This window comes from Corallococcus sp. M7 (assembly GCF_054512695.1).
Genome location: NZ_CM137252.1, coordinates 8,511,748 through 8,537,709, shown reverse-complemented (window position 1 = coordinate 8,537,709; position 25,962 = coordinate 8,511,748). Strand labels below are relative to the sequence as shown.

25 protein-coding genes are annotated in these 25,962 nt (G+C 69.2%); 6 read left to right on the top strand and 19 right to left on the bottom strand.

Annotation, left to right across the window (positions count from 1 at the left end; genetic code table 11):
* Positions 1-3: 3 nt before the first annotated feature.
* From ACX114_RS34220 to ACX114_RS34195, 6 genes are read right to left on the bottom strand one after another with little or no spacing between them, the layout of a single operon-like run.
* The gene (locus ACX114_RS34220) at positions 4-993 is read right to left on the bottom strand and encodes a nucleoside-diphosphate kinase (protein ID WP_459291537.1); all 990 of its coding nucleotides are present in this window, start codon (positions 991-993) and stop codon (positions 4-6) included.
* Entirely contained in the window at positions 990-2,657 is a 1,668-nt protein-coding gene (locus ACX114_RS34215; protein WP_459291536.1) for an alpha-amylase family glycosyl hydrolase, read from the bottom strand. Before ACX114_RS34215 ends, ACX114_RS34220 begins: the two co-directional genes overlap by 4 nt.
* A complete protein-coding gene (locus ACX114_RS34210; protein ID WP_459291535.1) occupies positions 2,654-3,565 on the bottom strand; it encodes a nucleotidyltransferase domain-containing protein in 912 nt (303 codons plus the stop codon). Before ACX114_RS34210 ends, ACX114_RS34215 begins: the two co-directional genes overlap by 4 nt.
* Positions 3,562-4,812 carry an aminotransferase class I/II-fold pyridoxal phosphate-dependent enzyme gene (locus ACX114_RS34205; protein WP_459291534.1) on the bottom strand — a complete coding sequence of 417 codons (1,251 nt, stop codon included), beginning with the start codon at positions 4,810-4,812 and terminating at the stop codon, positions 3,562-3,564. The genes ACX114_RS34210 and ACX114_RS34205 overlap by 4 nt, the downstream gene beginning before the upstream one ends.
* Complete coding sequence (locus tag ACX114_RS34200) at positions 4,799-5,608, bottom strand: ABC transporter permease (RefSeq protein ID WP_459291533.1); 810 nt, start codon at positions 5,606-5,608, stop codon at positions 4,799-4,801. The genes ACX114_RS34205 and ACX114_RS34200 overlap by 14 nt, the downstream gene beginning before the upstream one ends.
* Complete coding sequence (locus tag ACX114_RS34195) at positions 5,605-6,426, bottom strand: ABC transporter ATP-binding protein (protein ID WP_459291532.1); 822 nt, start codon at positions 6,424-6,426, stop codon at positions 5,605-5,607. The genes ACX114_RS34200 and ACX114_RS34195 overlap by 4 nt, the downstream gene beginning before the upstream one ends.
* Before the next feature lie 389 nt (positions 6,427-6,815).
* Here ACX114_RS34195 and ACX114_RS34190 point away from each other — a divergent pair, with 389 nt between their 5' ends.
* Positions 6,816-7,757 carry a hypothetical protein gene (locus ACX114_RS34190; protein ID WP_459291531.1) on the top strand — a complete coding sequence of 314 codons (942 nt, stop codon included), beginning with the start codon at positions 6,816-6,818 and terminating at the stop codon, positions 7,755-7,757.
* A 55-nt stretch (positions 7,758-7,812) separates the two neighbouring features.
* On the opposite strand, the gene ACX114_RS34185 is transcribed toward ACX114_RS34190, so the two are convergent.
* The 6 genes from ACX114_RS34185 to ACX114_RS34160 form a co-directional block, all read right to left on the bottom strand.
* A complete protein-coding gene (locus tag ACX114_RS34185; protein WP_459291530.1) occupies positions 7,813-8,319 on the bottom strand; it encodes an SgcJ/EcaC family oxidoreductase in 507 nt (168 codons plus the stop codon).
* Positions 8,320-8,347: 28 nt separating this feature from the next.
* Positions 8,348-8,905, bottom strand: a complete 558-nt coding sequence (locus ACX114_RS34180) for a DUF2378 family protein (protein ID WP_459291529.1) — start codon at positions 8,903-8,905, stop codon at positions 8,348-8,350.
* A gap of 103 nt (positions 8,906-9,008) precedes the next feature.
* Positions 9,009-9,776 (bottom strand): zinc-dependent metalloprotease, encoded by a 768-nt coding sequence (locus ACX114_RS34175; RefSeq protein ID WP_459291528.1) that lies wholly within the window; start codon positions 9,774-9,776, stop codon positions 9,009-9,011.
* Positions 9,777-10,027: 251 nt separating this feature from the next.
* Positions 10,028-10,978 (bottom strand): hypothetical protein, encoded by a 951-nt coding sequence (locus ACX114_RS34170; RefSeq protein WP_459291527.1) that lies wholly within the window; start codon positions 10,976-10,978, stop codon positions 10,028-10,030.
* Positions 10,924-11,433 (bottom strand): phage holin family protein, encoded by a 510-nt coding sequence (locus ACX114_RS34165; protein ID WP_459291526.1) that lies wholly within the window; start codon positions 11,431-11,433, stop codon positions 10,924-10,926. The genes ACX114_RS34170 and ACX114_RS34165 overlap by 55 nt, the downstream gene beginning before the upstream one ends.
* 11 nt (positions 11,434-11,444) lie before the next feature.
* Positions 11,445-11,870 carry a hypothetical protein gene (locus ACX114_RS34160; RefSeq protein WP_459291525.1) on the bottom strand — a complete coding sequence of 142 codons (426 nt, stop codon included), beginning with the start codon at positions 11,868-11,870 and terminating at the stop codon, positions 11,445-11,447.
* 420 nt (positions 11,871-12,290) lie between these two features.
* On the opposite strand from ACX114_RS34160, the gene ACX114_RS34155 reads away from it, so the two are divergent.
* Positions 12,291-13,469, top strand: coding sequence for an efflux RND transporter periplasmic adaptor subunit (locus tag ACX114_RS34155; RefSeq protein WP_459291524.1), 1,179 nt, complete (start codon positions 12,291-12,293; stop codon positions 13,467-13,469).
* 21 nt (positions 13,470-13,490) lie between these two features.
* The gene (locus ACX114_RS34150) at positions 13,491-16,598 is read left to right on the top strand and encodes an efflux RND transporter permease subunit (protein ID WP_459291523.1); all 3,108 of its coding nucleotides are present in this window, start codon (positions 13,491-13,493) and stop codon (positions 16,596-16,598) included.
* Between the two features lie 146 nt (positions 16,599-16,744).
* On the opposite strand, the gene ACX114_RS34145 is transcribed toward ACX114_RS34150, so the two are convergent.
* Positions 16,745-17,344 carry an MPN domain-containing protein gene (locus tag ACX114_RS34145; protein WP_459291522.1) on the bottom strand — a complete coding sequence of 200 codons (600 nt, stop codon included), beginning with the start codon at positions 17,342-17,344 and terminating at the stop codon, positions 16,745-16,747.
* Positions 17,341-18,282, bottom strand: a complete 942-nt coding sequence (locus tag ACX114_RS34140) for a 3-hydroxyacyl-CoA dehydrogenase family protein (protein ID WP_459291521.1) — start codon at positions 18,280-18,282, stop codon at positions 17,341-17,343. Before ACX114_RS34140 ends, ACX114_RS34145 begins: the two co-directional genes overlap by 4 nt.
* Before the next feature lie 259 nt (positions 18,283-18,541).
* On the opposite strand from ACX114_RS34140, the gene ACX114_RS34135 reads away from it, so the two are divergent.
* On the top strand, positions 18,542-20,050 hold the full coding sequence (locus ACX114_RS34135) for an aldehyde dehydrogenase family protein (RefSeq protein WP_459291520.1): 1,509 nt from the start codon (positions 18,542-18,544) through the stop codon (positions 20,048-20,050).
* A gap of 84 nt (positions 20,051-20,134) precedes the next feature.
* On the opposite strand, the gene ACX114_RS34130 is transcribed toward ACX114_RS34135, so the two are convergent.
* A complete protein-coding gene (locus tag ACX114_RS34130; RefSeq protein WP_459291519.1) occupies positions 20,135-20,965 on the bottom strand; it encodes a class I SAM-dependent methyltransferase in 831 nt (276 codons plus the stop codon).
* 75 nt (positions 20,966-21,040) lie between these two features.
* On the opposite strand from ACX114_RS34130, the gene ACX114_RS34125 reads away from it, so the two are divergent.
* A complete protein-coding gene (locus tag ACX114_RS34125; RefSeq protein WP_459291518.1) occupies positions 21,041-21,469 on the top strand; it encodes a helix-turn-helix domain-containing protein in 429 nt (142 codons plus the stop codon).
* A gap of 16 nt (positions 21,470-21,485) precedes the next feature.
* On the opposite strand, the gene ACX114_RS34120 is transcribed toward ACX114_RS34125, so the two are convergent.
* From ACX114_RS34120 to ACX114_RS34105, 4 genes are all read right to left on the bottom strand, one after another.
* Complete coding sequence (locus ACX114_RS34120) at positions 21,486-22,118, bottom strand: glutathione S-transferase N-terminal domain-containing protein (protein ID WP_459291517.1); 633 nt, start codon at positions 22,116-22,118, stop codon at positions 21,486-21,488.
* 29 nt (positions 22,119-22,147) lie between these two features.
* Positions 22,148-23,374: a serine hydrolase domain-containing protein gene (locus tag ACX114_RS34115; RefSeq protein ID WP_459291516.1), complete on the bottom strand. Its 1,227-nt coding sequence runs from the start codon at positions 23,372-23,374 to the stop codon at positions 22,148-22,150.
* A 94-nt stretch (positions 23,375-23,468) separates the two neighbouring features.
* A complete protein-coding gene (locus ACX114_RS34110; protein WP_459291515.1) occupies positions 23,469-24,527 on the bottom strand; it encodes a hypothetical protein in 1,059 nt (352 codons plus the stop codon).
* Positions 24,528-24,604: 77 nt separating this feature from the next.
* Positions 24,605-25,393 (bottom strand): helix-turn-helix domain-containing protein, encoded by a 789-nt coding sequence (locus ACX114_RS34105; protein WP_459291514.1) that lies wholly within the window; start codon positions 25,391-25,393, stop codon positions 24,605-24,607.
* 77 nt (positions 25,394-25,470) lie between these two features.
* Between ACX114_RS34105 and ACX114_RS34100 the strand changes: the two genes are divergently transcribed.
* Positions 25,471-25,962 carry a DUF1772 domain-containing protein gene (locus tag ACX114_RS34100; RefSeq protein WP_459291513.1) on the top strand — a complete coding sequence of 164 codons (492 nt, stop codon included), beginning with the start codon at positions 25,471-25,473 and terminating at the stop codon, positions 25,960-25,962.

The window sequence follows — 25,962 nt, the reverse complement described above, 5'->3', positions numbered from 1 at the left end:
GGTTCATTCGAACTCCTGGAGCGCGCTGCGCAGGAGCACGCGCTCGTAGGCATTGCGCACCAGCGCCCCCAGCGGACCGATGAGCCGCGTGAGGTCCGTCTCGCGGTACAGCGCCGGGTGGTGGAGCAGTTCCAGCACCGTGGCGATGAGCGCCGGCTCCACGCGGTAGTCGAACATCCCGGGCCGGCGTGGATGCGAGAGCCCCGCCTGGACCGCGTCGATCATCAGCGCCGCCTCGCGGGCCACCACGCGCAGGTACACCTCACGGGACGCCGAGGGCTCGGAGCGCAGCCCCTCCAGCTCTTTCGCGGCCTCGCGCCACGGAGAGACCAGCTCCTCCGGCAGGGGGGCGACCAGCTCCACCTCCTCCGCGAGGCGCAGGCGGAGGTGGACCAGGAACTCCATGGGGGAAGGCCGCCACGCCCGCCCCACGACGGCCCCTGGCAGTTGCTGGATGGCGGAGCCCGCGCGGCGGGTGGGGCGCCCCTCCGACTCCAGGAGCATGCGCAGCTCACGGGGGTCGAAGGCCGTGGCGGCCTCTTCAATCATGGCGCGCGTGTCGTCCGAGGAATGCATGAGGCTCAGCGCGCGCGTCGGGGCCTGGAGCTGGCTGCGCAGGTGGTGCGGTGAGCGCTTGTGGGGATTCGCCGACCCCTTGAGCGACTTGAACGCCTCGCAGGCCGACCGGCTCGGAGTGCGGAGGATGAGCGCGCAGGAGGACTCCAGCAGGTACACCTCGCTGGGCACGGCCCATGTCTTGTCGAGCGCGATGGGGCGGTTGGGGCTGTACACCGCTTCGATGCTGCTTTGCGTGTACTGGACGAAGCGCCGGTCCACGGCGCGGAAGCCCTCGCGCTCCAGGAACGCGAGCGCCTCTTCCGCGAGCCCGAGCCCGATGGCGTACGGGTCGAAGAACGTGAAGACGAACTCCTCGCTCCCCGGACGCGAGCCGAAGGCCTCCACGAGGCCGGATACATTGGCAGCGTTTCTCATGTGAGGTCTCCACTCCCGGCTTCCACGAGCCACAGCGCTTCGGATGGCGCGAGCAGGACGTCCCCCTGGCCCTGGCGCCCGCCGAGCAGGTCCGTCCACTTCCGCGACGGCGCGGGGACGGACACGGGTTCCACGCCGAAGTTCACCAACACGTGCAGCGGCTGCCGGGCGTGGCTTCGCGCCAGGTGCAGGACCCAGGGCGCGGGCATCCGCGCTTCGCAGCCACTGGCCTCCCGCAGCGCGGGCGTCCGGTCTCGCAGCCGGATGAGGCCCAGCAGGGACTTCAGGATGCGCGCGTGCACCGGCTGTCGAACCTGTGCACGCAGGGCACCATCCGAGTACCGGTGCCGGTTCGCGGCGCGGGGATTGGAAGGTTCGACACCCACCGCGTCCGGCAGTCCAAACAGGGTGGGGAAGTAGAGGCAGGGCGTGGCGGGGAGCGCGAAGAGCAGCGCGTGCGCGGCCAGGTAGCGCTCGACGTCGAGTCCCGCCTCCGTGGAGAAGATGCGATGCAGGGAGCTGTTGAGCTCGTATGGCTGGGGTTCGCCCCCCACGTCCGCGTACGACACCCGGACCCCGGCACGCTCCATCCGCTCCATCACCCGCCGCAGGGTGGGGGCATCCAACGGCGGATCCATGGGACGCAGGTGCACGCCGTCATGCGTCTGGAGGAAGGCGTAGCCGTCACGGCTGCGTTCATCCGCCGCGGACGCGTTCACCCAGTCCACCAGCGGGCCGCCCTCGCCCGCGAGCGCCGCCGCGAAGACGAGCAGCGGCACCGCGAGGTGGTTGTCGTGCTGCGCCAGCTCCTCGCCCAGGTAGCACCGCTCTCCCGTGCGGTGGTCCGTCTCCGCGAGCAGGCGCACCGACGGGTCCACTAGATCGGCCACGGCGCGCAGGGCGCGCACCAGCAGCTTCGCCTCCGGTTGATGCGGCCCTCCGGGAATGCGCTTCCACACGTGGGGAATGGCATCCAGGCGCACGACCCGCGCGCCCGCCTCCACCAGCCGCAGCAGGGTGCCCGCCATGGACAGGAAGACGTCCGGCGACCCGTGGTTCAGGTCCACCTGCGCGCGCCCGTAGGTGCACCATGCCCAGTGCTCGCCAAAGCGCTGGAGGATGGAGGAGGTCCGCACCCGCGTGCCCCATTCGATGGCCCGTGGCTCGGAGAAGAGGTGGAAGTCCCCGGGCCGTCCCTCTCCACGCAGCACGTCCCGGAACGCCGGATGCGACGTGGACACGTGGTTCATCACCAGGTCGAGCATCAGCCCGCCGCTGACGTCCGACAGCCGCTCCAGGTCCTCCCACGTCCCCAGGCGGGGATGCACGGCGCGGTGGTCCACCACCGCGAAGCCGTCATCCCCATCCGACACATAGGGCGGGAGCACATGCAGCAGGGCCGGCCCCACGCCGCCCACCTCCTCTTCGAGGAAGCGCCGCAGCGCCGCGAGCGGAGCCATGCCCCCGTCGAGCACATGGTCCGGATACACGGCGATGACCGCGGGCCGCGCGTGCCCGAGGCTCGGGCGCACGCGGACGCCCTCCGCCGCTGGGAGCAGCTCCCGGACGAGCGCCTCCGCGCGCTCCGCCCCGTAGAGCTGTCCCAGCGCGTCCCCCAGCCGCGCCTTCGCGGGGGCGCGGGCCGTGTTTCCGGAAGCGCTCATCCCTGGTGCTCGAGGACGTAGTCGATGCTGCCCTGGAGGAACTCCACCGCGCGCGCCAGCTCCGGCTCCGCCGACATGCGCTGGGCCATGCGCTGGTGGAGCGCTTCGATGCGCGTGAGGCAGCCGCCCAGCGGGCCCGTCGCGCAGTCCGCGTGCAGCAGGAGCCCTTCCTCGAGCAGCCCCCGGTCCACCTCGCTCGCGGTGGCCATCGCCTTGCGCGACTCGATGAGCAGCCACTTGCGCGCCGCGCTCGTCACCCCCAGGGCCGCGAGGATGGAGACCAGCGCCTCCTCCACCGCGATGCGCGCCACGTGCCGGCTGGACTCCTCGCTGACGGCGCGGTGGCTGATGGCGTCCTCCAGGTACTCGTGGACCTCCATGAAGTGCCGCACGGTGAGGTAGGTGGGCAGCAGCTCCACCAGGAACTCGTCCCGCCAGCTCGCCACCAGGCTCGGGTTCATCAGCGGCAGGCCCACGCGCAGCCGGTGCAGGAAGCGAAGCTCCGGGCCGTCGATGATGGGGATGAACTTCAGCTCGGACGGCTTGTAGAGCGCCGGCGCGATGGCCGTCATCCACGTCATGATCTCCGCGACGCGGCTGCGCTCCGCCAGCTCGATGTTGACCTCGATGCCGTCGCAGTATTGGAGCGCCTCACTGAAGCGGCTGTTCTTGAAGCGCACGCCCTCCTTCGTGGAGATGAGCGACGTGCGGTGCGGCACCAGCACCATCAAATCCACGTCCGAGCTGGGCGTGCCATTGCCGGCCGCGAGCGAACCCGTCAGCAGCACGCCGCACGAGGCGGGGTCGCTGACCAGCTCTGACAGGATGCGTTCGACGTCCACGCCGTGCGCGCGAAGCGTCTGCGTGGTGAGCGGTTGACCACTGGAAAGCTGATGCGTGCGCTTCATGATGCCACCTTCCCCCGTCCCTCATGGGACAGCTGCAAGTCCGAGAAAACGTCCGCGCACGCGTCCGCGACGGTGCGCACCATCTGCTCCTCATGCGTCCGCATCACGCTCAGGCGCAGCAGGCCGTGGCCCGCCGGGACGGCCGGGTGGATGACCGGGTTGGCGTAGATGCCCCGGTTCCACAGCAGCCTCCACGCCTGGAGCGTGTCGAAGTCCGCGCCCACCTCCACGCTGACGATGGGACCGTCGGACGGAATGGGCCGCAGCCCGCGCTCCACCAGCGCCTCGCGCAGCGAGCGCACCCGTTCCTTCAGTTGGGCCACCAGCCCCGGGTCCTCATGGAGGATGCGCAGGGCGGCCAGGGCCGCGGCCACGGAGGCCGGCGTGTTGGCGGCGGTGAAGAGGAAGGGCCGCGTGAGGACGCGCAGCGCCTCAATCTGGGCCTTGTCCCCGATGATGGCGCCGCCGCAGGAGCCCAGGCTCTTGGAGAAGGTGATGGTGATGAAGTCCGCGTCCTGGACGATGCCGTCCTCCTCCACGGTGCCCAGCCCCCGCGTGCCCACGGTGCCCAGGCCGTGCGCCTCGTCCACGACGAGCGCCAGGCGCGTCTCGCGGCACACCTCCAGGAACCGGCGCAGCGGGGCCCGGTCTCCGCGCATGGAGTAGACGCCCTCCACGACGCAGAGGCCGGAGGCGGTGTCCTCCTTCGCCTGGGCCAGCAGGTGCTCCGGGTCGTTGTGGTTGAAGCGCCGCATGTTCGCGCGCGCCAGCCACACGCCGTCCAGGACGGAGGCGTGCATCTCCTCGTCCACCCAGGCGCGGTCATTGCGGCCCAGGAGCGAGCTCATCAGGCCCAGGTTGGCGCCGTAGCCGGTGGAGAACACCATGGCGCCGGTGCGGCCATAGAAGCGCCGCAGGGCGTCCTCCAGCTCCTCGTGGAGCGCCAGGTTGCCATTGAGCAGGCGTGAGCCCGTCACGCCCGCGCCCCAGCGGGCGGAGGCCTCCTGCGCGGCGGCGATGACGCGAGGGTCGTTCGCGAGCCCCAGGTAGTTGTTGGAGCCGAAGTTGAGGATGTCCCGGCCCTCCATGCGGGTGATGGGGCCGGTGGCCGACTCCACCCGCGTGAAGTAGGGGAGGCGGCCAATGCGCTTGCCCAGACGGGCCTGCGCCACGCGCGGGTCCGCGAGCAGCCGTTGGATGACGGGCGCCCGAGGGCCGCCCGCCGAGTCGTGTTCAGGTCGTGTCATGTTTTTGGTCCCGGAAGTCGAACGCCAGGCTCGCGGCGGTCGCGCAGACAGCGGTGAAGGTGAGGATGACGGCGGTGCTCTGGAGCACGACGCTCCAGCGGCCTGCGCCGAAGGTGGCTTCGTTGAGCGCACGCAGGGCCCAGTAGTGCGGCGTGGCGTAGCCGAGCGTGCGAGACCAACCCGGCAGCGCTTCGGTGGCGACGATGGCGCCACCCACCGCGCTGAACGTCACCAGCACCAGGTAGGAGAGGTTGGAGAGCGTGGCGGTGCTGCGCGTGATGGCGAAGAGGAGGAAGCCCAGGGCCGAGCCGCTCGTCACCAGCGCCGCGCCGGTGAGGGCCACCTGGAGGACGTTGCCGTTGAGCGGCAGGCCGAGGAACGCCGCCGCGAAGCCCGTGAAGAGCAGCAACTGCACGAACGACATCGCGCAAGCGGGCAACACCTTGCCCATGGCGAACGCGAGCCGGGAGGGGCGGATCAGCGCCTGCCTGCCGTGGGTGTGGTACCAGAAGTCCCGGTAGAACGCGTGACCGGAGTAGGTCACCACCATGTAGCTGAACATCACCGCGAAGCCGATGGTGGCCCGGCCCATGGCGCCCGGTGCCGAGTCGAGCCCCGACACACCTGGGCCCAGGATGGCGGAGAGCACCGCGGGCAGGATGAAGATGAACACCATGGCCGTGCGCTCGCGAGCGAGCACCCGCCACTCCGTCAGCGCGTAGCAACGCACCACGTTGACAAAACCCGTCACGCCGCTGGGAGCGGAGGGGGCACTGGAAGCGATGTCGTGATTCATGGTCCCTCTGACTCCCGAGCGAAGGCGCTCAGGGACGGGTCCCTCAGCAGGATGTCGCGGAGGCTGTTGCCGGACAGGCGCAGCTCGGACAGGTGGACATCGGAGGGGACCTCGCTCAGCTTCGAGCGGACCTCCTCCAGGCTGCTGGTGGCGAGCGTGAGCTCCCACGAAGCATCGGGGCGCGCGCCACGCAGCGACAGCGTGCGAGCCTGGTTCGACAGCACGGTGCCCAGCTCTCCCAGGTCGCGAGTCTTGCCGTCCCGCAGCAGCACCAGCTCCGTGGAGAGTTCCTCGATGTCCTCGGGGTAGTGCGCGGTGACGAGCACCGCGGCGCCTTCCTCGCGCCACGCGCGCACCCGGCGCACGACCAACTGGCGGGCCTCGAAGTCGAGCGCGACCGTGGGCTCATCCAGCAAGCGGATGGGAGGCGCATGGACGAAGCTCGCCGCCAGGTGCACGAGCCGCCGCTGCCCACCCGACAGGTGATGCACGCGCGTGCGGGCAATGGGACCCAGCGCGAACTCCTCCAGGGTCCGCTTGATGGCGGCCTTGGCTTCCGCGCGTCCCAACAGCAGCCGGGCCAGGTGCCCGACGTTCTCCTCCACCGTGAGCACGGGATAGAGCGCGATGGCCTGCGTCGCGAACCCGATGGCGCGGCGGGCATGCAGCCCGCCCACGTCGAGCCGCACCGAGCCGCCCGTCGCTCCCCGCACGGTGCCGGTGAGCGCCCCCAGCAGCGTCGTCTTGCCCGCGCCATTGGCGCCGAGCAGGCCCACGGACGCGCCGCCCCTCAAGTGAAGGGAGACATCGCGGAGCACGGGCGTCCTCTGGGGAAAGGCGAAGGAGAGCCGCTCCGCGGAGAGCAGGGCGGTTCCTTGCGCTGGCCCTGCGAACTGACGAAGACGCCCAGATGTATTGATTGGATCCTGAAATGCTTCTTGTTCAGGAAAAGAATGTTTGTCGGTCATCGTCGGGATGACCTTCTACAAACGCGGTCTGACATCCGGCGTCAGCGGTTCGCGTCGAAGATGAGACGGCCAAACCCATCACGGCGCCCTGATGAAAGGGATTTCCTATCCGGCTGGTCATCACATCCATCCCGCGAGCCTTCGCGTTCCGGACAGCAACGCTCCCCATCTGTACACGGGTCGCCATGGGAGGCCGTCATCCCACCCTTTCGGCCCGGGGCCGTAGTAGGACCGTCCCGATGTCCGAACTTGACGACTCCTCGCTCCTGGAACTGCTGGACCTGATCTTCGACGCGCTGTGTGCGTCTCGCGTCTCGGATTGGGTGGACCCAGACCGCGTCCTCGCCGCGGTCGACCTCGCCCTGACACCCGAGCGGGTGACGGGCTGGCACGCCCGGCTGGTGGCCCCCTTGCGCACGCGCCTGCTCGCGCGCGCGGCGAAGAGTCACATCAAGCTGGGGGCGTGGCTCCCCGCCGAGGCCACCGCATCCCTGACGACGCTCCTGGGCAAGCCGGTGCACCTGCCGCGCAAGGCCATCGACGAGCTGGTGGCGTCCGAGCAGGTGCGGGAGACCGTGCGCACCACGCTCCAGGAGACCCTGTCGTCCCTGGTGAGCAAGGTCATCGCGGGGGCTCCCGGGGCGGGTGTCGCCGGGGGCCTGCGGGATGCGCTGAGCTGGGGCGCGCGCGCGGCGGCCTCGGCGGGCAAGGGCATCCTGGGCGGACTCGGCGGCAGCTTGCAGGACCGCGTGCGCGAGGTCATCGACGGCTCCATGGCCATGGTGCAGCGGCGCATCGCGGAGCGGCTCGCCAGCGAGGAGACCGCCCGTGCCCTGGGCGCACGGCGCCTGAAGGTCTTCCTGGCCACCCTGGAGAAGACGGAGGCCGAGGCCGCGGAGGCGCTGGGCCGGGTGCCTCATGAGCACCTCGACCCCCTGGCGCCCCAGGTGATCGCGCACAACCTCGCGCGCCCCGAGGTTCGCGAGGGATTGAAGGCCGAGCTCCACGCCGTCCTGGAGGACCTGTCACGGCACACCGTGGGGGAGCTCCTCGACCAGGCCGGGCTCCGCGACGAGACACGTCAGTGGCTGCATGCGCATGGCCTGCCCTTCGCGCGCACGCTGGCGCGCTCCGCCCCCTTCATCGCCTGGCGGAGCCGCGTGGAGCGCTCCGGGACGTAGGCCGCGGGGGCTCCCTAGCTCGCAAACCCCTGTGAGCGGTGGATGACGGGGAGGTCTACGGCACAGGCTTGGGAGCCGGCTTCACGTCGGTGTTCTGGCCGGAGACGATGCGCCACTGCTTCTGGGTGCGCTTGAGCACATACCGCATCTGCGTGCGCAGCAGTCTGTCCTCGGTGTTCTGCACGCCGGGGGGAAGCCCCGTGTGGCCGGTGACCTCGTGCGTCGTGTCCACGACGGCGATGTCCGCGCTGGGGAAGCGGACCTTGCGCACGGTGACCTCGGCGTGGCTGGTCTTGAAGATGCTCGCGAAGATGGCGGCGTGGCGCGCTTCGATTTCCGCGCGGCCCTGGAACACCGTGCCGACGATGTTGATGAAGTCCGCGTCGTCCGCGAAGTCCCGCGACCATGCCGTCGCGTCGTGGGCGTTCCAGGCTTCGGTCTGTGCCTTCACCAACTGACGAAGGTCCTGCTCGTCCTGGGCGTGGTCAGGAGCCGTGCACGCCGTGGACACCAGCACCAGACTCAGCGCCGCGACGACTGCGAAAGATGAAGAGCGGGTCATGGCCGCAGTCTGCCATGGGGGCCGGAGCTCACGAATCCCAGCGCACGCGGTAGGAACAGGCGTGGCCGTTGTAGTCGAAGGGCTCCACGCGGATGTTCTTCGCGCCGGCCCGGGTCAGCCCGGCTTCGATGATGCCCATGTGGTAGCCCGGGTTGCCGTTGCACTCGCTCACCTTGATGGTGTGGTTCGCGCGGCCGTGGGTGATGAGCTCGGTCTTCAGGTAGTTGTTCACCGTGGCGAAGCTCTCCTGCATGCGGGAGAGCACCCGGTCGGGCCCGAAGATGGGCCACAGGGACACGAGCGCCTTGCCGAGCAGCGTGTGCTCCAGGCCCTTGATGACGGCCATGCCGAGCCGCCGGTAGCCTTCATTCGCGTCCACGTCCGGGTACAGGTGGCGCGCGGTGATGCCCAGCGCCTCCGCGAAGACGTGGCGGGGCGTGTGGTGCGGGATCTTCTCGTCCAGGTCCAGGCCGATGGCCCGCAGCCGCGCCTTCAGCTCCGGCGTGAGGCTCGCGCCCACGGAGCGCAGGAAGAGCCCCTCGATGGCATGGCGGTAGACGATCTCTTCACTCAACGCGGCACCCATCCCAGGCGTCCGCCCCAGGGCGGGGCGGACGCGGGGAAGCATCCCTGGATTGGGGCTGCAATGCACTCGCGCGCGGGGTGAAGTTCCCGCGGCGAGTCTACGCTCAGTAGAGGTAGTTCAGCGCTGTGCGGTCGGAGCTGGTCCACTCACCGCTTTCACTCGAGCTGAAGCAGGAGTTCATCACCGAGCCGCCCCGCGTGGCCGTGGTCGGCGTGCCGGGGATGTGGATGGCGCCCACGTTGGACGCGCCCTCGTCACCACCGGAGCCGCAGCTGATGGACCGGTCGTAGTAGTCCGAGTGGCGGAAGCCGATGGTGTGGCCCAGCTCGTGGGTGATGACGTGCTCGTTCACGTCCACGCTGTAGCTCTGCAGCCCGGTGCCGATGTTGATGGTGCCGTAGGGCTTGCCGCCCTTGGGGAAGCCCGCCGAGCCGCCGGTGCCGCTCGTGGTCTTCGCGGAGATGGTCGCGGTGCAGTCGGACGCCGAGCCGCGCGCGAAGGTGATGCGCAGCCCCTGGCTGTTGTAGTTCTCGATGGCCAGGTCGAGCCCCTGGCTGAGCCGGCTGTAGCTGTTGAACTGGGAGGTGGGGATGACGCAGATCTTCGTCACGCTGGTGCCGACGAGGTTGCTCGTCCGGTACTGCTCCGGGGTCGCGCTGTCGGTCTGGAGCATCTCGCGGGACGCCTCCAGGCTCACGTGAGCGTCACGCCCCACGTACACCGCGTTGTCCACGACCATGATGTCGTTGGCCGGGAAGCCCGCTTCGACGAGGTTGGAGACAATCTCGTCGTTCTCGCTCTGCGCCTCACCACCGCAGGCCGTCAGCAACGCACCACAGCTCACCACGACGACAGCAGCCTTCTTGAACATGTTCGTCGCCCCTCTTGGCGTGGATCAGCCCAACTCCCGGCCCCAGCGCGGGACCGCCGGGTGGACTGTCACTGTTCTAGAGGGTTCGAGCCGTATAATTCAAGAAAACGGGAAATATTTGTCAGCTAGACCTAACTGGTGAGTACGGAAAGGTCAGATGATACACACCATGTTTCATTCTCGGTGCTTGTGATTTCACGGAGCGTTCGTTCCCGGGCCCATGCGCTTCAGGCCCGGGAAGGGCCGCTGCTTCAGTGCACCTTCGGGGCAATCTGCTCCAGTGGCGGCAGGGGCGGGATTCCGCCGCTCGCGCCCATGGAGACGGTCTCAGGGCTGGACGTGTCCTCTTCGCTGCCCTCCAGCTTCTGGCTCACCTGGTCTCCCAACTGGGCCAGTCCCTCCTGGGCGCGGCGCTTGGCGGGCTCCAGGAGCTGGCGCTCCTTGTCCGTCACCGGCAGCAGGCTCGCGGTCAGCATGCCCAGGGCCACCGCGCCGAGCGCGAGTGCCAGGGGCTGCTCCTCGAGGGCCCGGTCGTACCACTGCGAGGTGCGTCCCCGGATGGCCTGGGGTGACGGCACGCGCTCGCGCAGGTGCGAGGCCTGGCTCCGCACGGTGTCCGCCGCGTCGTGGACCCGGCCGCGCACGGTGTCCGCGGCGCTGCTCACCCGGTCCTTGAGGTGCATGCCCTCGTCCCTGGTGGACTCCTCGCGCGTGTTGTAGCCCTCGACGGGGATGACCCTGCCTGAACCAGGGGCGCCGTAGTACTCGCGCTCGGCCTCATACAGGGGGATGCGCTCGTACTCGCGGACGCGGTACTCGCGCTCCTCGATGCGCGAGCGGAAGGCCCGCTTCATCAACATGGAGCCGACCCCTGCTCCCAGCAGCGCCCCCAGCAGCCCCAGTCCTCGTGGCGTGTGGGTGGCCTCATCCGTCCATTCATACGTCTTGCGCATCGCCGTCTCCTTGGCGTGTGATTTCCAGTCGAGCACCTTCTCGCGGGCCTGCTGTTTCAGCTCCTCGCGCTTCTCCGCGGCGAGCTGCTTCGCGTGCTCCGTCACCTCTTCCTTCTTCTCGAGCGCGAACTCCTTCGCGCGGGCCTTCAAGAGCTCGGGGTTCGCGCGGCGGCCGAGCTCATCCGCCAGCACGCTCATGCGTGCCCGTGCATCCGCGATTTCGCGGAGCGCATCGTCGTGCTCGCCCATTGGCTGTCCTCCTTGAGGGTCTGGATGGTCTTGCGCGGTGCGTGGACCGCCTTGAGTCGTTTCGCTCCCACGGCAGCGATGCCCGCCCCCGCGGCGATGAGCAGCACGGTCACCAGCAGCGCGCTGGCCCACAGCGGCATCACCTGCGCGAGCGCGATGACCAGGAAGGCCACCAGCGCCATGGCGCCCAGGAAGAGCACCACGCCGCCCGCCGCGAGCATGCCGCCGCCCGCCGCGGCCTTCTTCGCCTCGGAGCGCATCTCCGTGCGCGCGAGCGTGAACTCCGCCCGCAGCAGGTGCCGGCCCTGCTCGAGGAACTCGGACACGATCGTCCCGAGCGACTGCTCGCCCAGCGAGTCCGTGTCACGGAAGCCTTCCGGCTGGGGGCGGGGCCGTACGTCGTCCGCGTCCAGCCCCATGTATTGACCGCGAGCGCGTGAGGATGAGGGATCCATGTCCATCCCCCTCACGCCTTGAGGAATCGCGCGGCGACGAAGCCGAGCAGCGCGCACCCCGCCAACGCCACGCCCGGGCGCTCACGCATCCGCGTCTGCGCCTGGCGCAGCAGCTCTTCCGTCGAGTTCTGTTCCAGGGTGTCGGACGCCTTGCGCACGAAGCCCACGGCGCTGCCGATGAGCTGCTGCGGCAACTGCGTGTCCCCCTGACTGGAGATGGACTCGAGCTGCTTCGCGAAGCCGTTGAGGCTCTCCACCAGGACGCCCTTGCGGGAGTCCACCTGGGAGAAGGCGCGCTGGCGGGTGATGCCGCCGATGCGCTTCACCTGCTCCTTGCCCTCCTGCTTCAGTCCCACCCGTTCACTGCCGCTTGCTGACTGGCTCTCACTGTAGAAGCTGGGATTCCTCAGGCCCTCTTCCTCGATGATGCTGCCCATGTCGCAACCTCCCCCGGTGTGATGGGTTCATGTGTGTCGTTGAACGACTGCACATGAAGCTATGCAATCAGCCGGGGACTGCTTCGAGGACGGCGTGCGCTGGCCGTGGAGCAGGCGGAGTAGCGAACCTGTTTCGCGGCGACGACAAGGGAATGACGCGCCCGGTGATACGGACTGTGCCTCTTCGCTGTTGCTCTGTGTGGTCATCAGGCGCAGCGCCTGGACACACGTACGATGCGGTGCGCCCTCGCGCGCCCGTAACGGGCTCGTCACGTGGCCGCTCGGAAAAGAGCGCACGAAACCAACCCAGGGAGTGGTCACAACCTGAACAGATTTTCAAGGGCGCAAACGCACTTCGGTTCGGCTAGAGCGCGGCGCATTCCCTGACACGGCTGCTCCCGTCAGCCCGTGGGTGCCACGATGCATGCCTCCGCTCCTGAAGTGCCTCTCTCCTCACCGCCGCGCGCCAGCCGCCTCAAGCGATGGATCATCGGCGTGCTGCTCCTGCTCGCGATCTTCGCGGGGCTCGCCGCCGTCAAGGCGGGCCAGATCGTCTCCATGATCAGCGCCGGTGAGACCTTCGTGCAGCCGCCCGAGTCCGTCACGTCCGCCCAGGCGGAGTCCTTCGGCTGGCAGGGGACCCGGAGCGCGGTGGGCACGGTGCTGGCGCTCCGGGGCGTGACCCTGAGCGCGGAGATACCGGGCGTCGTCACCGACATCCGCTTCGAGAACGGCGCTTCGGTGAAGAAGGGCCAGGTGCTCGTCCAGCTCGACACCTCCAGCGAGCAGGCCCAACTGGCCGGCGCCGAGGCCGACGCGGAGCTCGCGCGGCTGACCCGCGAGCGCGCCGAGAAGCTCAACGCCCAGGGCGCCAACACCCAGTCGGACCTGGACGCCGTCCGCGCGCGGGCGCTCCAGTCCTCCGCCACGGTGGCCCACCTGAAGTCCCTCATCGCCAAGAAGACCATCCGCGCGCCCTTCGATGGCCGCATCGGCATCCGCCAGGTGGAGCTGGGGCAGCTCGTCTCTCCGGGCAACCCCATCGCGTCCCTGCAGTCCTCCACCCCGGCGCTCGTGGAGTTCCAGCTGCCCCAGCAGGCGCTGGCCCAGGTGAAGCAGGGCCAGAAGGTGCGCCTGCGCGTGGACGTCTTCCCGGGCGAGTCCTTTGAAGGGGAGCTCACCACCATCAACCCGGAGGTGGAGCTGTCCTCCCGCAACGTGCGCATGCGCGCCACCGTGCCCAACGCGGACGGCCGGCTCCTGCCGGGCATGTTCGCCAGCGTGGAGGTGCTCTCCGACGCCAGCGAGCAGGTGGTGGCCATTCCCGCCACCGCCGTGCTCTTCGCCCCCTACGGCGACTCGGTGTTCACCCTCTCCGAGGGCAAGGACGCCGCGGGCAAGACGGCCCTGCTGGCGCGGCAGCAGTTCGTGCGGCTGGGGGAGCGCCGGGGTGACTACGTCGCGGTGACGTCCGGCCTGAAGCCCGGGCAGACCGTGGTCAGCAGCGGCGTCTTCAAGCTGAAGAACGGCATGGCTGTCGTCGTGAACAACGCGCTGGCGCCGCCCATCGAGGTCGCTCCCCAGCCGGTGAACCCCTAAGGGACGCAGGAAGGCGAACCCATGAAATTCACCGACCTGTTCATCCGGCGTCCGGTCGTGGCGCTGGTCGTCAACCTCATCATCATCATCGCGGGCCTCCAGGCCCTGCGCTCGCTCAATGTGCGGCAGTACCCGCGCAGTGAGAACGCCGACATCACCGTCACCACGGTCTACGTCGGCGCCAACGCGGAGCTCGTCCGTGGCTTCATCACCACGCCGCTGGAGCGCGTCATCGCCGCGGCGGACGGCATCGACTACGTCGAGTCCACGAGCTCGCAGAACGTCTCCATCATCCGCGCCCGGCTCAAGCTCAACTACGACGCCAACCGCGCCCTGAGCGAGATCAGCGCCAAGGTCGACCAGGTGCGCGGCGACCTTCCGCCCGAATCCCAGGTGCCCGTGATGGGCATCGAGTCCGCGGACAGCCAGTTCGCCGTCGCGTACCTCAACTTCACCTCCGACTTCCTCGAGCAGAACGAGCTGTCCGACTACCTGGTGCGCGTGGTGCAGCCCCGGCTGTCCTCGGTGGAGGGCGTGCAGCGCGCGGACATCCTCGGGGCGCGCACGTTCGCCATGCGGGTGTGGATGAAGCCGGACCGGATGGCCGCGCTCAACGTCAGCCCCATCCAGGTCCGTCAGGCGCTCGCCACCAACAACGCGCTCGCCGCGGTGGGCCAGACGAAGGGCTCGCTCGTGCAGGTGAACCTCACCGCGAACACGGGCCTGCGTTCGGTGGAGGAGTTCAAGCAGCTCATCGTCCGCAAGGATGGCGGCGCGGTGGTGCGGCTGTCGGACGTCGCGGACGTGGTGCTCGGCGCCGAGGACTACGACACCGACGTGACGCTCAACGGGAAGACGGCCGTGTTCGTCGGCATCTGGTCGCTGCCCAACGCCAACTCGCTGGACGTCATGCAGCGCATCCGCACGGAGATGGACTCGCTCAAGAAGGACCTCCCCGAGCAGATCCACGGCGGCGTCGCCTTCGACGGAACGGACTACATCCAGAACGCCATCGACGAGGTGGTGAGCACGCTCATCGAGACGCTCATCATCGTCGTCATCGTCATCTTCCTGTTCCTGGGCTCCGTGCGCTCCATCCTGGTTCCGGTGGTGGCCATCCCGGTGTCGCTCATCGGCACGGTGTTCCTGATGCAGGTGTTCGGCTTCACGGTGAACCTGCTCACTCTGCTCGCGGTGGTGCTGTCCGTGGGCCTGGTCGTGGACGACGCCATCGTCGTGGTGGAGAACGTGGAGCGCCACCTGCGTGACGGACTGCGCCCGGTGGACGCCGCCATCAAGAGCGCGCGGGAGCTGGTGGGGCCCATCATCGCCATGACCCTCACGCTCGCCGCGGTGTACGCGCCCATCGCCTTCCAGGGTGGGCTCACGGGCTCGCTCTTCCGCGAGTTCGCGCTCACACTGGCCGGAGCGGTGACCCTGTCGGGCGTGGTGGCGCTGACGCTCTCTCCGATGATGTCCTCCGTGCTCTTGAAGGCGGGCCACGAGGACAAGGGGCTCGCGGGCGTCATCAACCGCGGCTTCGAGCGCCTGCGGGCCGCGTACGCCCGCACCCTGGACAGCTCGCTGCTCGTCCGTGGGCCCATCTACGCGGCGTGGATCTTCCTGAGCCTGCTCGCGTTGGTGATGTTCAACCAGTCGGCCCGGGAGCTGGCGCCCGTGGAGGACCAGGACTTCGTCATCGGCATCATGAGTACGCCGTCCAACTCCACGCTGGATCAGCTCAAGCCGTCCGTGACCAAGACGAGCGAGTTGCTGATGGAGATGCCGGAGTCCAGCTTCAACTTCCAGATCGTCCAGCCGAGCAACGGCTTCTGGGGGCTGGTGCTGAAGCCATACAAGGAGCGCAAGCGGACCACGGCGCAGGTGCTGGCGGAGGCGCAGGAGCGGGTGAACACCATTCCGGCGGTCCAGACCTTCGCCCTCCAGCCCCCCGCGCTGCCGGGCGGCGGCAACTTCCCGGTGGAGTTCGTCATCGCCTCCACGGCGGAGGCGGATGAGCTGCTGGGCTTCGCGCAGCAGCTCCAGGAGAAGGCGACGCAGAGCGGGTTGTTCGCCTTCCCGCCCATCATCGACGTGAAGCTGGACCAGCCCCAGTCGGAGCTCGAGGTGGACCGCGAGAAGGTCGCGCAGCTGGGGCTGAACCTGGGCACCGTGGGGCAGGACCTGGGTTCCGCCGTGGGCGGCAACTTCGTCAACCGGTTCAACATCGCCGGCCGCAGCTACAAGGTCATCCCGCAGGTCCTGCGCTCCTCGCGTCTCACCCCGGAGCAGCTCAAGGACATCCACGTCACCGGCCCGGACGGCAAGCTCGTGGCCCTGTCGTCCATCGCGTCCCTCAAGGACAAGGTGGCGCCCCGGTCGCTCAACCGCTTCCAGCAGCTCAATGCCGTGAAGCTCAGCGGCGTGGCCATCCGCCCGCTGGACGAGGCGCTCACCTACCTGGAGACGGAGGCCGCGCGCATCCTGCCCGCGGGCTACCGCATCGACTACACGGGCGAGTCCCGGCAGCTGCGCACGGAGGGTGACTCGTTCGCCCCGGCGTTCGGGCTGGCGGTGGTGCTGATCTTCCTGGTGCTCGCGGCCCAGTTCAACAGCTTCCGGGATCCGCTCATCATCCTCGCAGGCTCGGTGCCGCTGGCGCTCTTCGGCGCGCTGGTGACCACGTTCCTGCGGATGCCGAACCCGATGATGCCGTACTTCACGGACAGCTTCACCACGACGCTCAACATCTACTCACAGGTGGGGCTGGTGACGCTGGTGGGCCTCATCGCGAAGAACGGCATCCTCATCGTGGACTTCGCCAACCGTCTCCAGGAGGAGGGCAGGTCGAAGCTCGAGGCGGTGAAGGAAGCGGCCTCCGAGCGGCTCCGTCCCATCCTGATGACGACGGTGGCCACGGTGGCGGGCCACTTCCCGCTCGTTTTGGTATCGGGCCCGGGCGCGGCGGCGCGCAACAGCATCGGGCTCGTGCTGGTGACGGGCATGGCGCTGGGCACGCTCTTCACCCTCTACTTCGTGCCGGCCATCTACCTGCTCATCGCCAAGACGCGCACCGCGGCCGCCAGCGAAGCCCCGGAGCTTCAGCCGGCGCCTGACGCCGCGACGTAGGCGGCGGGTGGAGCAGCGCGGTTGAAGGAGCCGCCTGGAGGCACCTGCCCCAGGCGGCTCTTCTTTTTAGCGGCGGGACAGCGCGAGCTTCGCGCCGAACGCGATGAACACGCACCTCGTCAGACGGTCCATCACGGTCATTGCCGCTACCTTCCGCCCTTGTCCGGAGTGCGCACGCGGATGGCGAGCGCACGGCAACCTGCTTCAGGCGCTGTGTCGGCGGGTGGGGCCCACGCTCCGAGCGAGTGGTAGAGCCTGCCCTCTCTCCGCTCCAGGTAGAGGATCATGTTGAGCGGCCAGCCGCTGCCCTGGAACAGGTGTCTGTCCATGGGCGTGGGCTCCTGGCTGACGCGCAGGCCCCGCTCGTGAGGCGGGCCGATGCGGTGCCAGTCCGGGTGCAGGTGGATGGAGCCGAGCACCTCCAGCCCCTCGGCCTCGGCCTCGGCGGTGATGCGCAGCAGCTCGCGGGGCTCACACCAGTAGCCGCGCCTCCCGTTGGCGTAACAGGCGCCGAAGCGGGGGATGATGGCCGCTTCGAACTCCTGGAGCACGGTGTCGTCCGTCTCGCGGATGTTGGTGGCGAAGCCCACGCGCTCCACATGCATCGCGTCGTCCGTGAAGCGCCCCAGCAGCACGGCCCAGCTGCGCGGCGGCAGCTCCGGCGTGCACGCCGAGTACTCCCGGACGGCGTCCGCCATGAAGTCGGACAGCGCCGCGGGATCCACGAGCACGACGTCGGCGCTCATTCCTCGGACTCCGGCGTGGGAAGACGGCCCGCGGCCCGGTCCTCGCGCAGCTGCGTGATGAGGTGGCGGGCCATGCGCTCCTCGAAGGCGGCGGCGCTGTCCGGCGTCCACGGATAGAAGCCCTGGCCCGTCTTCAGGCCCAGCTCGCCCTGGCCCACCTTCTGCTCGAGCACCGGCGGCACCGGGCGCCCCGCGCCGCGCAGGACGTTCGTGATGAAGTCCAGGCCCACGAGGTCCAACCGGTCGAAGATGCCAGAGGCCCCCAGGCGCCTCCCGATGCCCTGGGTGAGCACGCGGTCCACCATCTCCGGCGTGGCCACGCCCTCCGTCACGATCCGGAGCGCTTCACCGATGAGCGCCTGCTGCAGGCGCGGACCCACCGAGCCCGGGACGTCCCTGGCGAACACCACGGGCGACTTGCCCAGCTCTTCGAGAAAGCGCCGCACCGTCTCCACCGCGTCGGGGGACGTCTTCTCGCCGGGGATGACGTCCACCAGCGGCACCAGGTGCGCGGGCAGGTAGTAGTGCGCGGAGAGGACCCGCTCAGGGTGTGCGCAGTCGCGGGCAATGGCTGTCACGCTCAGCGCGGTGGTGTTGGTGGCGAGCAGGGTGTCCGGTGCCGCGAGCCGGTCCAGCTCCTTGAAGAGTTGCTGCTTGAGCGCCAGGTCCTCGGGGATGGATTCGATGACCAGGTCCTGGACCACGGCGGCCTCGGCGAGCTCCGTGGTGCGATGGATGCGCGCGAGCGCGAGGGTGCGCTGCTCCGCGCCGAGCAGCCCCGTCTCCACCAGCAGCGCCGCGTCGCGCTCCAGCTTCACGCGCGCGGCCTCGCTGCTGCCCGCATGCCGGTTGAAGAGCACCACCTGTCTGCCAGCGATGGCGAGCTCGAGCGCGATGCCGCACCCCATGGCCCCGCCGCCGACAACGCCAATCCTCATCAGCCGCTTGTGTCCCATGTGACACGAGCGTGGCTGCCTGCCGCACGCATGGCAATCACTTGAATAGTGGCTGCAATTGTCCAGGACGCGTGTGTGACGCGCCGAGCCTTCAGGGGTCGCACATCCCGTCCGGCGGGCCCCTGCCTGCCTCCCCAGACGGACGGGGCGTGCATGACGATATTGCGCTCATGCCGCAGCTTGTCATGAGCCGTGGTTTCACTTGATTCAGCGCGGACCAGACGCGCGAGGAGGAGCACCCATGCTGGATACCGAACGTGTTGGCGAGCCCCTTCGTCATCTTGAAAGTCGCCTCCTGCTGGCCGAAGCCCGGAGGGCCGTGCCGGAGGCCTTCGAATCCCAGGGCCGGTTGCTCTCTCCCGTCGCGGGAAGGTGGGTCCAGCCGCCTGCCTGGTTCAACGCTGTCTCGCCCATTGATGGCAGCGTCCTCGCGGAGCTGCCGCTGCTGGGCGCCGCGCAGGTCGCCGCGGGCGTCGAGCAGGCATCGGCGGAGTTCGCGCCCTGGGCGGCCCGTCCGCTCGATGAGCGCGCACGAGCTGTCGCGGAGGCAGTGGTGCTGCTCCATTCGCACCGGGACCTGCTCGTCCGGATTCTCGCGTGGGACATCGGCAAGACGCTGCCCACGGCCGCCAACGACGTGAACCGGTGTCTCTCGGGCATCGCGTGGTACCTGGAGCGGATGGACCGGATGCTCGACGGCCGCAAGCCGCTCGGCCTGGTCTCGAACATCGCCTCCTGGAACTATCCGTTCTCCGTCCTGCTGCTCAACGTGCTCGTGCAGTCGCTCGCGGGCAACTCGGTCATCGCGAAGATTCCGACCCAGGGCGGCGGCGTCTCCCTCACGCTCGCCTTCGCGTTGCTGCGCCGCGCGGGCCTCCCCGTCTCGCTCGTCGGTGGACGCGGGAGGGACCTCTCCGAGGCGCTCGTCGGCCACTCCCACATCGCGGGCGTCGCCTTCATCGGGGGCCGCGCCAACGGTGGCGAGGTCCACCGCCGCCTGCGTGACACGGACAAGCGCTACGCGTTGGAGATGGAGGGCGTGAACGCCTACGCCGTCACGCACTTCTCGGATTGGGACGGGCTCGGCGAACAGATTCGCGCGGGCTTCGACTTCGGTAAGCAACGCTGCACCGCCTACACGCGCTGGGTCGTCGAGAAGTCGCTCGTCCCGAAGTTCGTCCGGACGTACGTCGATGCGGTCTCCACGTTGCGTGTCGGCAACCCGGTCCTGGGGGCGCACGTGGACTTCGGGCCGCTCATCTCCCCGAGCAAGGCCGAGGAGCTCCGCTCCCTCATCGCCGAGGCGCGGGAGCAGGGCACGCAGGTGCTGCATCAGGGGATGCTCGCGGAGGATGCCTTCACCGCGAGGCAGGAGCGGGGCGCGTACCTGCCGCCCGTGCTGCTCTTCGGCGTCCCGCGTGACAGTGAGCTCTACCTGCGTGAGCCCTTTGGCCCTGTCGACGTCCTGGTGTCGGTGGACTCCGAGGAGGAGCTGCTACGGGAGGCCAATGTCTCCAATGGCGCGCTCGTGGCCTCGGTGGCGACGGACGACCCGGAGCTCGCCCGGCGCATCGCGGAGCGGCTCCATGCCTTCAAGGTGGGCATCAATGCGCTGCGCTCGCGTGGCGACCGTGAGGAGTCCTTCGGCGGCAGGGGCGGCTCATGGGCCGGCGCCTTCGTCGGTGGCATCCACCTGGTGCGCGCCTTCACGGATGGCCCGCATCCCATGGAAGGCAACTGGCCCGCGTGAGGCCTTCGCCCGTCGCGGCTCCAGATTGGAGCCTCCTGACGAATGGGTGCCGTCAGGAGGCTCATCCGGGGACGTGCTGAACGCTCAGGCCCTGGCACCCACCTTCCAGCAGGCAGCGGTGTAGCGGACCTCCGCTCCGTGCACGAAGGGCTCGAACGCGGCGCGGACCGTTTCGATGACCCGGGCGCGAGTCGTCTCGTCCATCCCTGGGAGGACCCTTCCGAGGAGCCCGAACCGGGTCAGGTAATGGACCAGCTCCTTCTCGGGCAGGGTGCAGGTCACGTCGATGGGCTGGATGTCGATTCCAGACCAGCCGCTCTCTTTCAGGATGCGGTGGACCCGGTTCGAGTCCGCGAAGGCGAACTGCCCTGGCGCGTCCGGCTGGCGGACGGGAAGGTTCGGCACGAGCGGCGCCGCGGCGCGCTCGGCCGTCGTCATGAACGGGTTCTCCGAGGGGCTCCGCCACGCGATGGCCAGGAGTTGGGCGTCGTTCTTCGCGGCATGCCGCAGGTTCGCGAAGGCCTGGACGGGGTCCTCGAAGAACATGACGCCAAAGCGCGAGATGATCATGTCGAAGCTCGCGGGCTCGAAGGCATGCAGTTGCGCGTTGGCGCGGATGAAGCGGGCCGGAGTGCCCTCTTGTTCGGCCCGGATCCGGGCGGTGGCGAGCATCGGCTCGGAGATATCGATGCCGGTGCCGTGGCCCATGGCGCCGAGCCGCCGCGCGACGGCGAGCGTTGTGCTGCCCGTGCCGCAACCGACGTCGAGCACCTGGCGCGCGGAGGCCGCGACGACGGCTTCGACGAGCAGGTCTTCGATGGGCTTGAACATCCCATCGAGCACCGCCTGGTTTTCAGCCCAGGCGTGTCCCGCGGTGCCGTTCCAAAGCTTCGACTGTTCGTCCGTGTCATCCATGGGGAGCTCCTCCTGCTTGCCTTCAAGAACCATAAGCCGCAGGGTGCCACTTCAAGTCGACTTGAGGTCAAGAGGATGACGGCACTGGACATCACGGAGGTGGCGAAGCGCTCCGGCGTTCCCGCCTCGACGCTGCGCTTCTATGAGGAGCGGGGACTGGTCGCCTCCATCGGCAGGCGGGGGCTGCGCCGTCTGTTCGGGCCCGAGGTGCTGGAGCGGCTGGCGCTGATCGCGATGGGCCGGGCCGCGGGCTTTTCGCTCGATGAGATCGCGCTCATGTTCGCGCCAGACGGCCGGCCGCGAATCGACCGGAAGATGCTCTCCGCCCAGGCGGAGAAGCTGGACAAGACCATCCGCGAGCTGAGCGCGATGCGAGACGGCCTGCGGCACGCCGCGTCCTGCCCCGCGCCAAGCCACATGGAGTGCCCCACCTTCCGCCGCCTCCTGCGAGGCGCGGCGTCAGGCGCGATGGGCGCGCGAAGGAAGAGGACGCCGCGGGGATGACAGCCCTCGAGGGGGCTCAGACATCAAAGCGGAACTGGGTTGCGCTGGCGGAGGGGCGCTGCGCGAACTGCTGACAGAAGCGGTTCAGCGTTTCATAGGAGGCCGTGGGTAGGACGTCCCGGAACTCCAGATGGGTCACGAGGCAGAAGAGCGTGACCTCCAGGTAGCTCAGGTCCCGTTCGGGTGGGAGCGCGGCCAGCGCGGCGCTCGCGTTCTTCTCCAACCACGCCATCATGTTGAGCAGGGACTCGCGCAGCTTGCGTGCGTGGGTCGTGCCCTCACCGGCGCCGGCCATCTTCTCCATGACCAGCGTCACCTCCGTCGCCATGGCCTGCAGGGTGAGCTCCTGCAGGTTCGCCAGCAGCGGCGTGTCCAGGTCCTCCGGCCACACCACCCGAGGCCTGGAGTTCGACCGCCGCCACAGCTCACGCGAGACATTGAGCGCGCCAAACCAGGCGCCTTGAGCTGTCTTCAGGACCGGGATCCGGAGCGCGGGATTGCCGCCGTAGTCCTCCGGGTTCGTGGACAGGAGGTCCCTCACCACCTGGAAGGAATGGTCAACGCCCAGCTCCGTGGCGAAGAGCCGGGCAATGCGTGTGAAGTGCGAGCTTGAACGGCCGATGATGACAGGCTTGTCGAGCGCGGACATGGGGCCTCCCGTGAATGTGGCGCGGCAGGTTAACCTCCCTGCAGCGCCGCCGCGATGATCCGCGCGGCGATGTCCGGCTGGCCCCCTCCCATGTGGAGCGTGTTGACCGAATAGATGAGGCGCCGGCGCAAGTCCCGCGTGGCGCCCATCCCGTTGTTGTAGCCGTGCCGGTCGCCCGTCTTTCCCCAGAAGATGACGCCGTTGAGGTCGTAGCGGGAGAGGCCCGCGCTGTAGGTCGCGCGGCCGCCTCCCGCGGCGGGCAGGTCCGGGACGGTGAACAGCTCCTCCTGCTGCTTGCGCGGCAGCAGCCGGCCCTGGAAGAGCGCGACGAGGAAGCGGTCCATGTCCTCGGCGGTGGAGATCATCTCTCCGGCGGCCCAGGGCACGGACTGGCTGGCCTCGGTGACGTCCATCAGGCAGCGCGTTCCGTACGCGATGGCGCCCGCCGGGCAGCCCGTCTCTTCCGGCGCGACCTCCTCGTAGCCGCGCGCGTGGCGGCCGGGGAGGGTCACGTCGTTGCCGGGGACGAAGGTGTCCCGCAGGTGCAGCGGCCTCAGGATGCGCTCGCGCACCGCGTCCCCATAGGGCCGGCCCGTCACCTGTTCGATGAGCAGCCCCGCGACGAGGTAGCCGATGTTGCCGTACTCCTGCTGCGTGCCCGGAGCGAAGCGGGGACCCTGGGGGAGCGCCAGGGAGACCAGCTCCCGGGGGCTGAAGCGCCGGAAGCGGTTCTCGAAGAACCAGTCGGGGTCCTTCTGCGGCACCGGCACGCCGGGCAGGCCGTGGGTGAAGTTGAGCAGCTGGCGCACGGTGATGGGCGCGTAGACGCCCGCGGGCAGCAGGCGCGGCAGGTAGTCCTGGACGGGCCGGTCCAGGTCCACGCGCCCCTCGGCGGCGAGCTGCAACACGACGGTGGCCGTGAACGTCTTCGTCATGCTGCCAATGCGGAAGTGCGCGTCCGCCGGCACCGGAGCGCCCGTGCGGATGTCGGCTACGCCAGACGTTCCCAGCCAGCGCCCATCCGCGCCGCTCACCCGGACCAGCGCGCCGGACACCTCCGCGTTCGGCAGTCCCGCGATGGCCTGTCGCAGCGCCTCACGGTTCAGGGGCGGCAGGGGCGAGCGCGCCGCCTCCAGCTCCTGCTCGCCCACCTCCAGCGCGGCATCAGCCAGGGGTGCCTCCGGCCCGCAGGCGGGGGCAGTGAAGCTCGCGAGCAATGCCATACCCAGCCGCAGTCCGCGATGCAGGACAGCCATGTTCCATCTCCTGTGAGGGAAGGGCCGGCGGTTTTTCCGGCCGGCGGATGGAACACCGGTGCTTTCCGGCGGTGTCACCGGGCAGGGCGGAACTTCAGTCCACTGACACGTACAGCTCTCCGTCCTGGCCGATGGCGCCGGGGGAGAGCGACCAGCCCTGGCTCTCCCTCAGGAGGTACAGCGTGCGCTTTCCCTCCGGCGAGCGCGCCGCCCCGATGAGCAGGTACCGGCGGGTCCGCTTCGCTCCGGTGAGCGTCAGCACGTCGTGCTTCACGCTCCAGGTGCCCTGGTCGTCCTCGGAGCCGAACCTCATCGCGCCCACCTGTCCGGACGCGCCGCCGTATTTGTATTGGAATGCGTGATTGGCGCCGAAGGTGTAGTCGATGCTGTAGGAGACCGCCGTCATGGTGGTGCCGCCGGTATAGGCGTTGACCCACTGGGCCGCGGAGCTGGTGCCGTAAACGAAGTGGCCCACCACCTCCGCGTCGTCCACCAGCGGCAGGCCCACGGGGCTCCCGCGCACGCCCTTCAGCGCCTCCTCCACCCGGAGATAGGACGTGTTCCAGGAGAACGAGGCCGACATGGCCTCACCCAGACCTCCAGGCGTCATGAAGCTCTGGATGAAGAACAGCGGCTCCAGGCGGTCGCCCGCCTCCACCAGGTAGAGGCTCACGCGGAAGCTGCGGTCGTTGTTCTTCGCGCGCACCACCGCCGCGGTGAAGAAGGCGCGGGCCCCGTTGGACATGAAGCGCCGCATCACCAGCGGGTTTGGCGGCACGCCGTTCCAGTCCGCGGCAATGCGCTCCTGCCAGAGCTTCACGAGCCGGCCCTCGGCGTCGTCGAGCCCGGGCAGGGCTTGCAGCCGGAGCGCCTCCACCCCCAGGGTGTCGCCCCGTTCGTCCCACTCGAGGATGAAGCGCCCGTCGGGCTGGGTCTTCCAGCCCTTGGGCGCGTCGAACGCGAAGCCTCCGGGCTCGCCGGGGCTGCCGCCGCCACGGGCCCTGCTCACCGTGCCGGAGGCTCCGGGCGTGGCGCTGTCGTCCCCCGCGAACAACCCCAGGGCCATGAGCCCCAGGGTGCCGGTGCAGCAGAACGCGCAGGCGCCTCCGACGGTGAGGAGGATCCAGAAGAGGGGACTCTTGGGGCGGGCCATGGTGGGGTGCCTGGGAAGGGGGCTCATCCGCATCTACGCCCCCCGGGGCCAATCTTCCCGCCGGGCCCGCGAATCCGTCAGCGCCCCGCGCGCCGCAGGACGGCCGGGGTGAGCCCCGTCACCCGGCGGAACACCGTGGTGAAGTGACTCTGGGAGCTGAAGCCGACCGCGAGCGCGATGTCCCCGAGGGAGCGGTTCGTCTGGCTCAACAGGTCTCGCGCCCGCTCCACCCGCCGCTGCTGCACGTAGGCGTGCGGCGTCATGCCCATGGACTGGCGGAAGGCGCGGGTGAAATAGAAGACGCTCAGCCCCGAGCGCTGGGCCAGCTCTCCCACCCGGATCCTCCGCGCGAGGTGCGCTTCGATGAAGAGCCGCACGCGGTGGAGCGCGGCGGCGGAGAGGCCACCGCGCCGCCGCGCCGCTCGCGTCCCTCCGGGCTCCTGGAGCAGCTTCGCCACTCGAGCGGAATGGCGGTCCTGCGACCTCCGCGCCTCGCCCAGGAACCGGGCGATGACCTTCAACTCCGCGTCCGGCAGCGGCGCCATCAATTGCAAGCCATCCGCCTGGAGAGGGCCCCAGAGGGTTTCAATCCATTCGCGCGCATGCGCGGTGAGCGCGAGCCTCCGGCTGCTTCCCGAGCCCTCCCGCTGGACGTAGCCGGCGAGCTCCAGGCGCGCCACGTCGGCGCCTCGTGTGACGGCGCTCAGGGGCGCGGGGCCTCCGAAGTGCAGTTGCGCCAGACACGTCAGCTCCGCGCGGCCGAGCGCGAGCACCTGACCCACGGTGGCGTCGAACTCCGCGGAGGCATCCTGGAAGCGGACGATGTCCGCGCCAATCTGGGCGAGAAGTGCGTGCCGGGGGCTCATGGAGAACACCGCAGGATTGAGAAAAACAGCACAAGGGCACGAAAGACGTTCGGGGGCACGGGACGCATGCTGACCCCATGATGAACCTGAAGCCTTCCGGGGCGGAAATCCTGTTGTGGCTCTTCGTGCTCAACCTGGGCGTCGCGTTCGGCGCGGGGCTCTATGAGCATCGCATCTCGCTCCCCCGGTGGCTCGATGTCACGGGTGCGCACTGGTCCGCGGAGGCGGCGCGCCAGGATGACGTGGGCCGGCGCTTCTGGGGCGTCGTCACCACGGCGCCGCTGACGCTGCTCACGCTGGCCAGTCTCTACTTCGCCACGCGAGCGACGGGGCCGCTGCGTTTCTGGTGGCTCGCGGCGGCGCTGGTGGCGCTCTTGGACCGGTTGCTGACCTTCTCGTACTTCATCCCCACGATGGTCCGGCTGATGCAATCGCAGGACACGCCGGCGGCCGTGGAGATCGCCATGCGGTGGAGCCGGATGAATCATCTCCGTCATGCGCTGACAGGAAGCGCGTGGTTCGCGGCCCTTCAAGCCCTTTCATGGTTTCGGGTGAAGGGAGTCGGGTGA

What these genes read in the sequence shown, in the direction of transcription:
- ACX114_RS34220 (WP_459291537.1), bottom strand. Translation starts at nt 993, where the DNA reads ATGAGAAACGCTGCCAATGTATCCGGCCTCGTGGAGGCCTTCGGCTCG.
- ACX114_RS34215 (WP_459291536.1), bottom strand. Translation starts at nt 2,657, where the DNA reads ATGAGCGCTTCCGGAAACACGGCCCGCGCCCCCGCGAAGGCGCGGCTG.
- ACX114_RS34210 (WP_459291535.1), bottom strand. Translation starts at nt 3,565, where the DNA reads ATGAAGCGCACGCATCAGCTTTCCAGTGGTCAACCGCTCACCACGCAG.
- ACX114_RS34205 (WP_459291534.1), bottom strand. Translation starts at nt 4,812, where the DNA reads ATGACACGACCTGAACACGACTCGGCGGGCGGCCCTCGGGCGCCCGTC.
- ACX114_RS34200 (WP_459291533.1), bottom strand. Translation starts at nt 5,608, where the DNA reads ATGAATCACGACATCGCTTCCAGTGCCCCCTCCGCTCCCAGCGGCGTG.
- ACX114_RS34190 (WP_459291531.1), top strand. Translation starts at nt 6,816, where the DNA reads ATGTCCGAACTTGACGACTCCTCGCTCCTGGAACTGCTGGACCTGATC.
- ACX114_RS34185 (WP_459291530.1), bottom strand. Translation starts at nt 8,319, where the DNA reads ATGACCCGCTCTTCATCTTTCGCAGTCGTCGCGGCGCTGAGTCTGGTG.
- ACX114_RS34180 (WP_459291529.1), bottom strand. Translation starts at nt 8,905, where the DNA reads ATGGGTGCCGCGTTGAGTGAAGAGATCGTCTACCGCCATGCCATCGAG.
- ACX114_RS34175 (WP_459291528.1), bottom strand. Translation starts at nt 9,776, where the DNA reads ATGTTCAAGAAGGCTGCTGTCGTCGTGGTGAGCTGTGGTGCGTTGCTG.
- ACX114_RS34170 (WP_459291527.1), bottom strand. Translation starts at nt 10,978, where the DNA reads ATGGGCGAGCACGACGATGCGCTCCGCGAAATCGCGGATGCACGGGCA.
- ACX114_RS34165 (WP_459291526.1), bottom strand. Translation starts at nt 11,433, where the DNA reads ATGGATCCCTCATCCTCACGCGCTCGCGGTCAATACATGGGGCTGGAC.
- ACX114_RS34160 (WP_459291525.1), bottom strand. Translation starts at nt 11,870, where the DNA reads ATGGGCAGCATCATCGAGGAAGAGGGCCTGAGGAATCCCAGCTTCTAC.
- ACX114_RS34155 (WP_459291524.1), top strand. Translation starts at nt 12,291, where the DNA reads ATGCATGCCTCCGCTCCTGAAGTGCCTCTCTCCTCACCGCCGCGCGCC.
- ACX114_RS34150 (WP_459291523.1), top strand. Translation starts at nt 13,491, where the DNA reads ATGAAATTCACCGACCTGTTCATCCGGCGTCCGGTCGTGGCGCTGGTC.
- ACX114_RS34145 (WP_459291522.1), bottom strand. Translation starts at nt 17,344, where the DNA reads ATGAGCGCCGACGTCGTGCTCGTGGATCCCGCGGCGCTGTCCGACTTC.
- ACX114_RS34140 (WP_459291521.1), bottom strand. Translation starts at nt 18,282, where the DNA reads ATGAGGATTGGCGTTGTCGGCGGCGGGGCCATGGGGTGCGGCATCGCG.
- ACX114_RS34135 (WP_459291520.1), top strand. Translation starts at nt 18,542, where the DNA reads ATGCTGGATACCGAACGTGTTGGCGAGCCCCTTCGTCATCTTGAAAGT.
- ACX114_RS34130 (WP_459291519.1), bottom strand. Translation starts at nt 20,965, where the DNA reads ATGGATGACACGGACGAACAGTCGAAGCTTTGGAACGGCACCGCGGGA.
- ACX114_RS34125 (WP_459291518.1), top strand. Translation starts at nt 21,041, where the DNA reads ATGACGGCACTGGACATCACGGAGGTGGCGAAGCGCTCCGGCGTTCCC.
- ACX114_RS34120 (WP_459291517.1), bottom strand. Translation starts at nt 22,118, where the DNA reads ATGTCCGCGCTCGACAAGCCTGTCATCATCGGCCGTTCAAGCTCGCAC.
- ACX114_RS34115 (WP_459291516.1), bottom strand. Translation starts at nt 23,374, where the DNA reads ATGGCTGTCCTGCATCGCGGACTGCGGCTGGGTATGGCATTGCTCGCG.
- ACX114_RS34110 (WP_459291515.1), bottom strand. Translation starts at nt 24,527, where the DNA reads ATGGCCCGCCCCAAGAGTCCCCTCTTCTGGATCCTCCTCACCGTCGGA.
- ACX114_RS34105 (WP_459291514.1), bottom strand. Translation starts at nt 25,393, where the DNA reads ATGAGCCCCCGGCACGCACTTCTCGCCCAGATTGGCGCGGACATCGTC.
- ACX114_RS34100 (WP_459291513.1), top strand. Translation starts at nt 25,471, where the DNA reads ATGATGAACCTGAAGCCTTCCGGGGCGGAAATCCTGTTGTGGCTCTTC.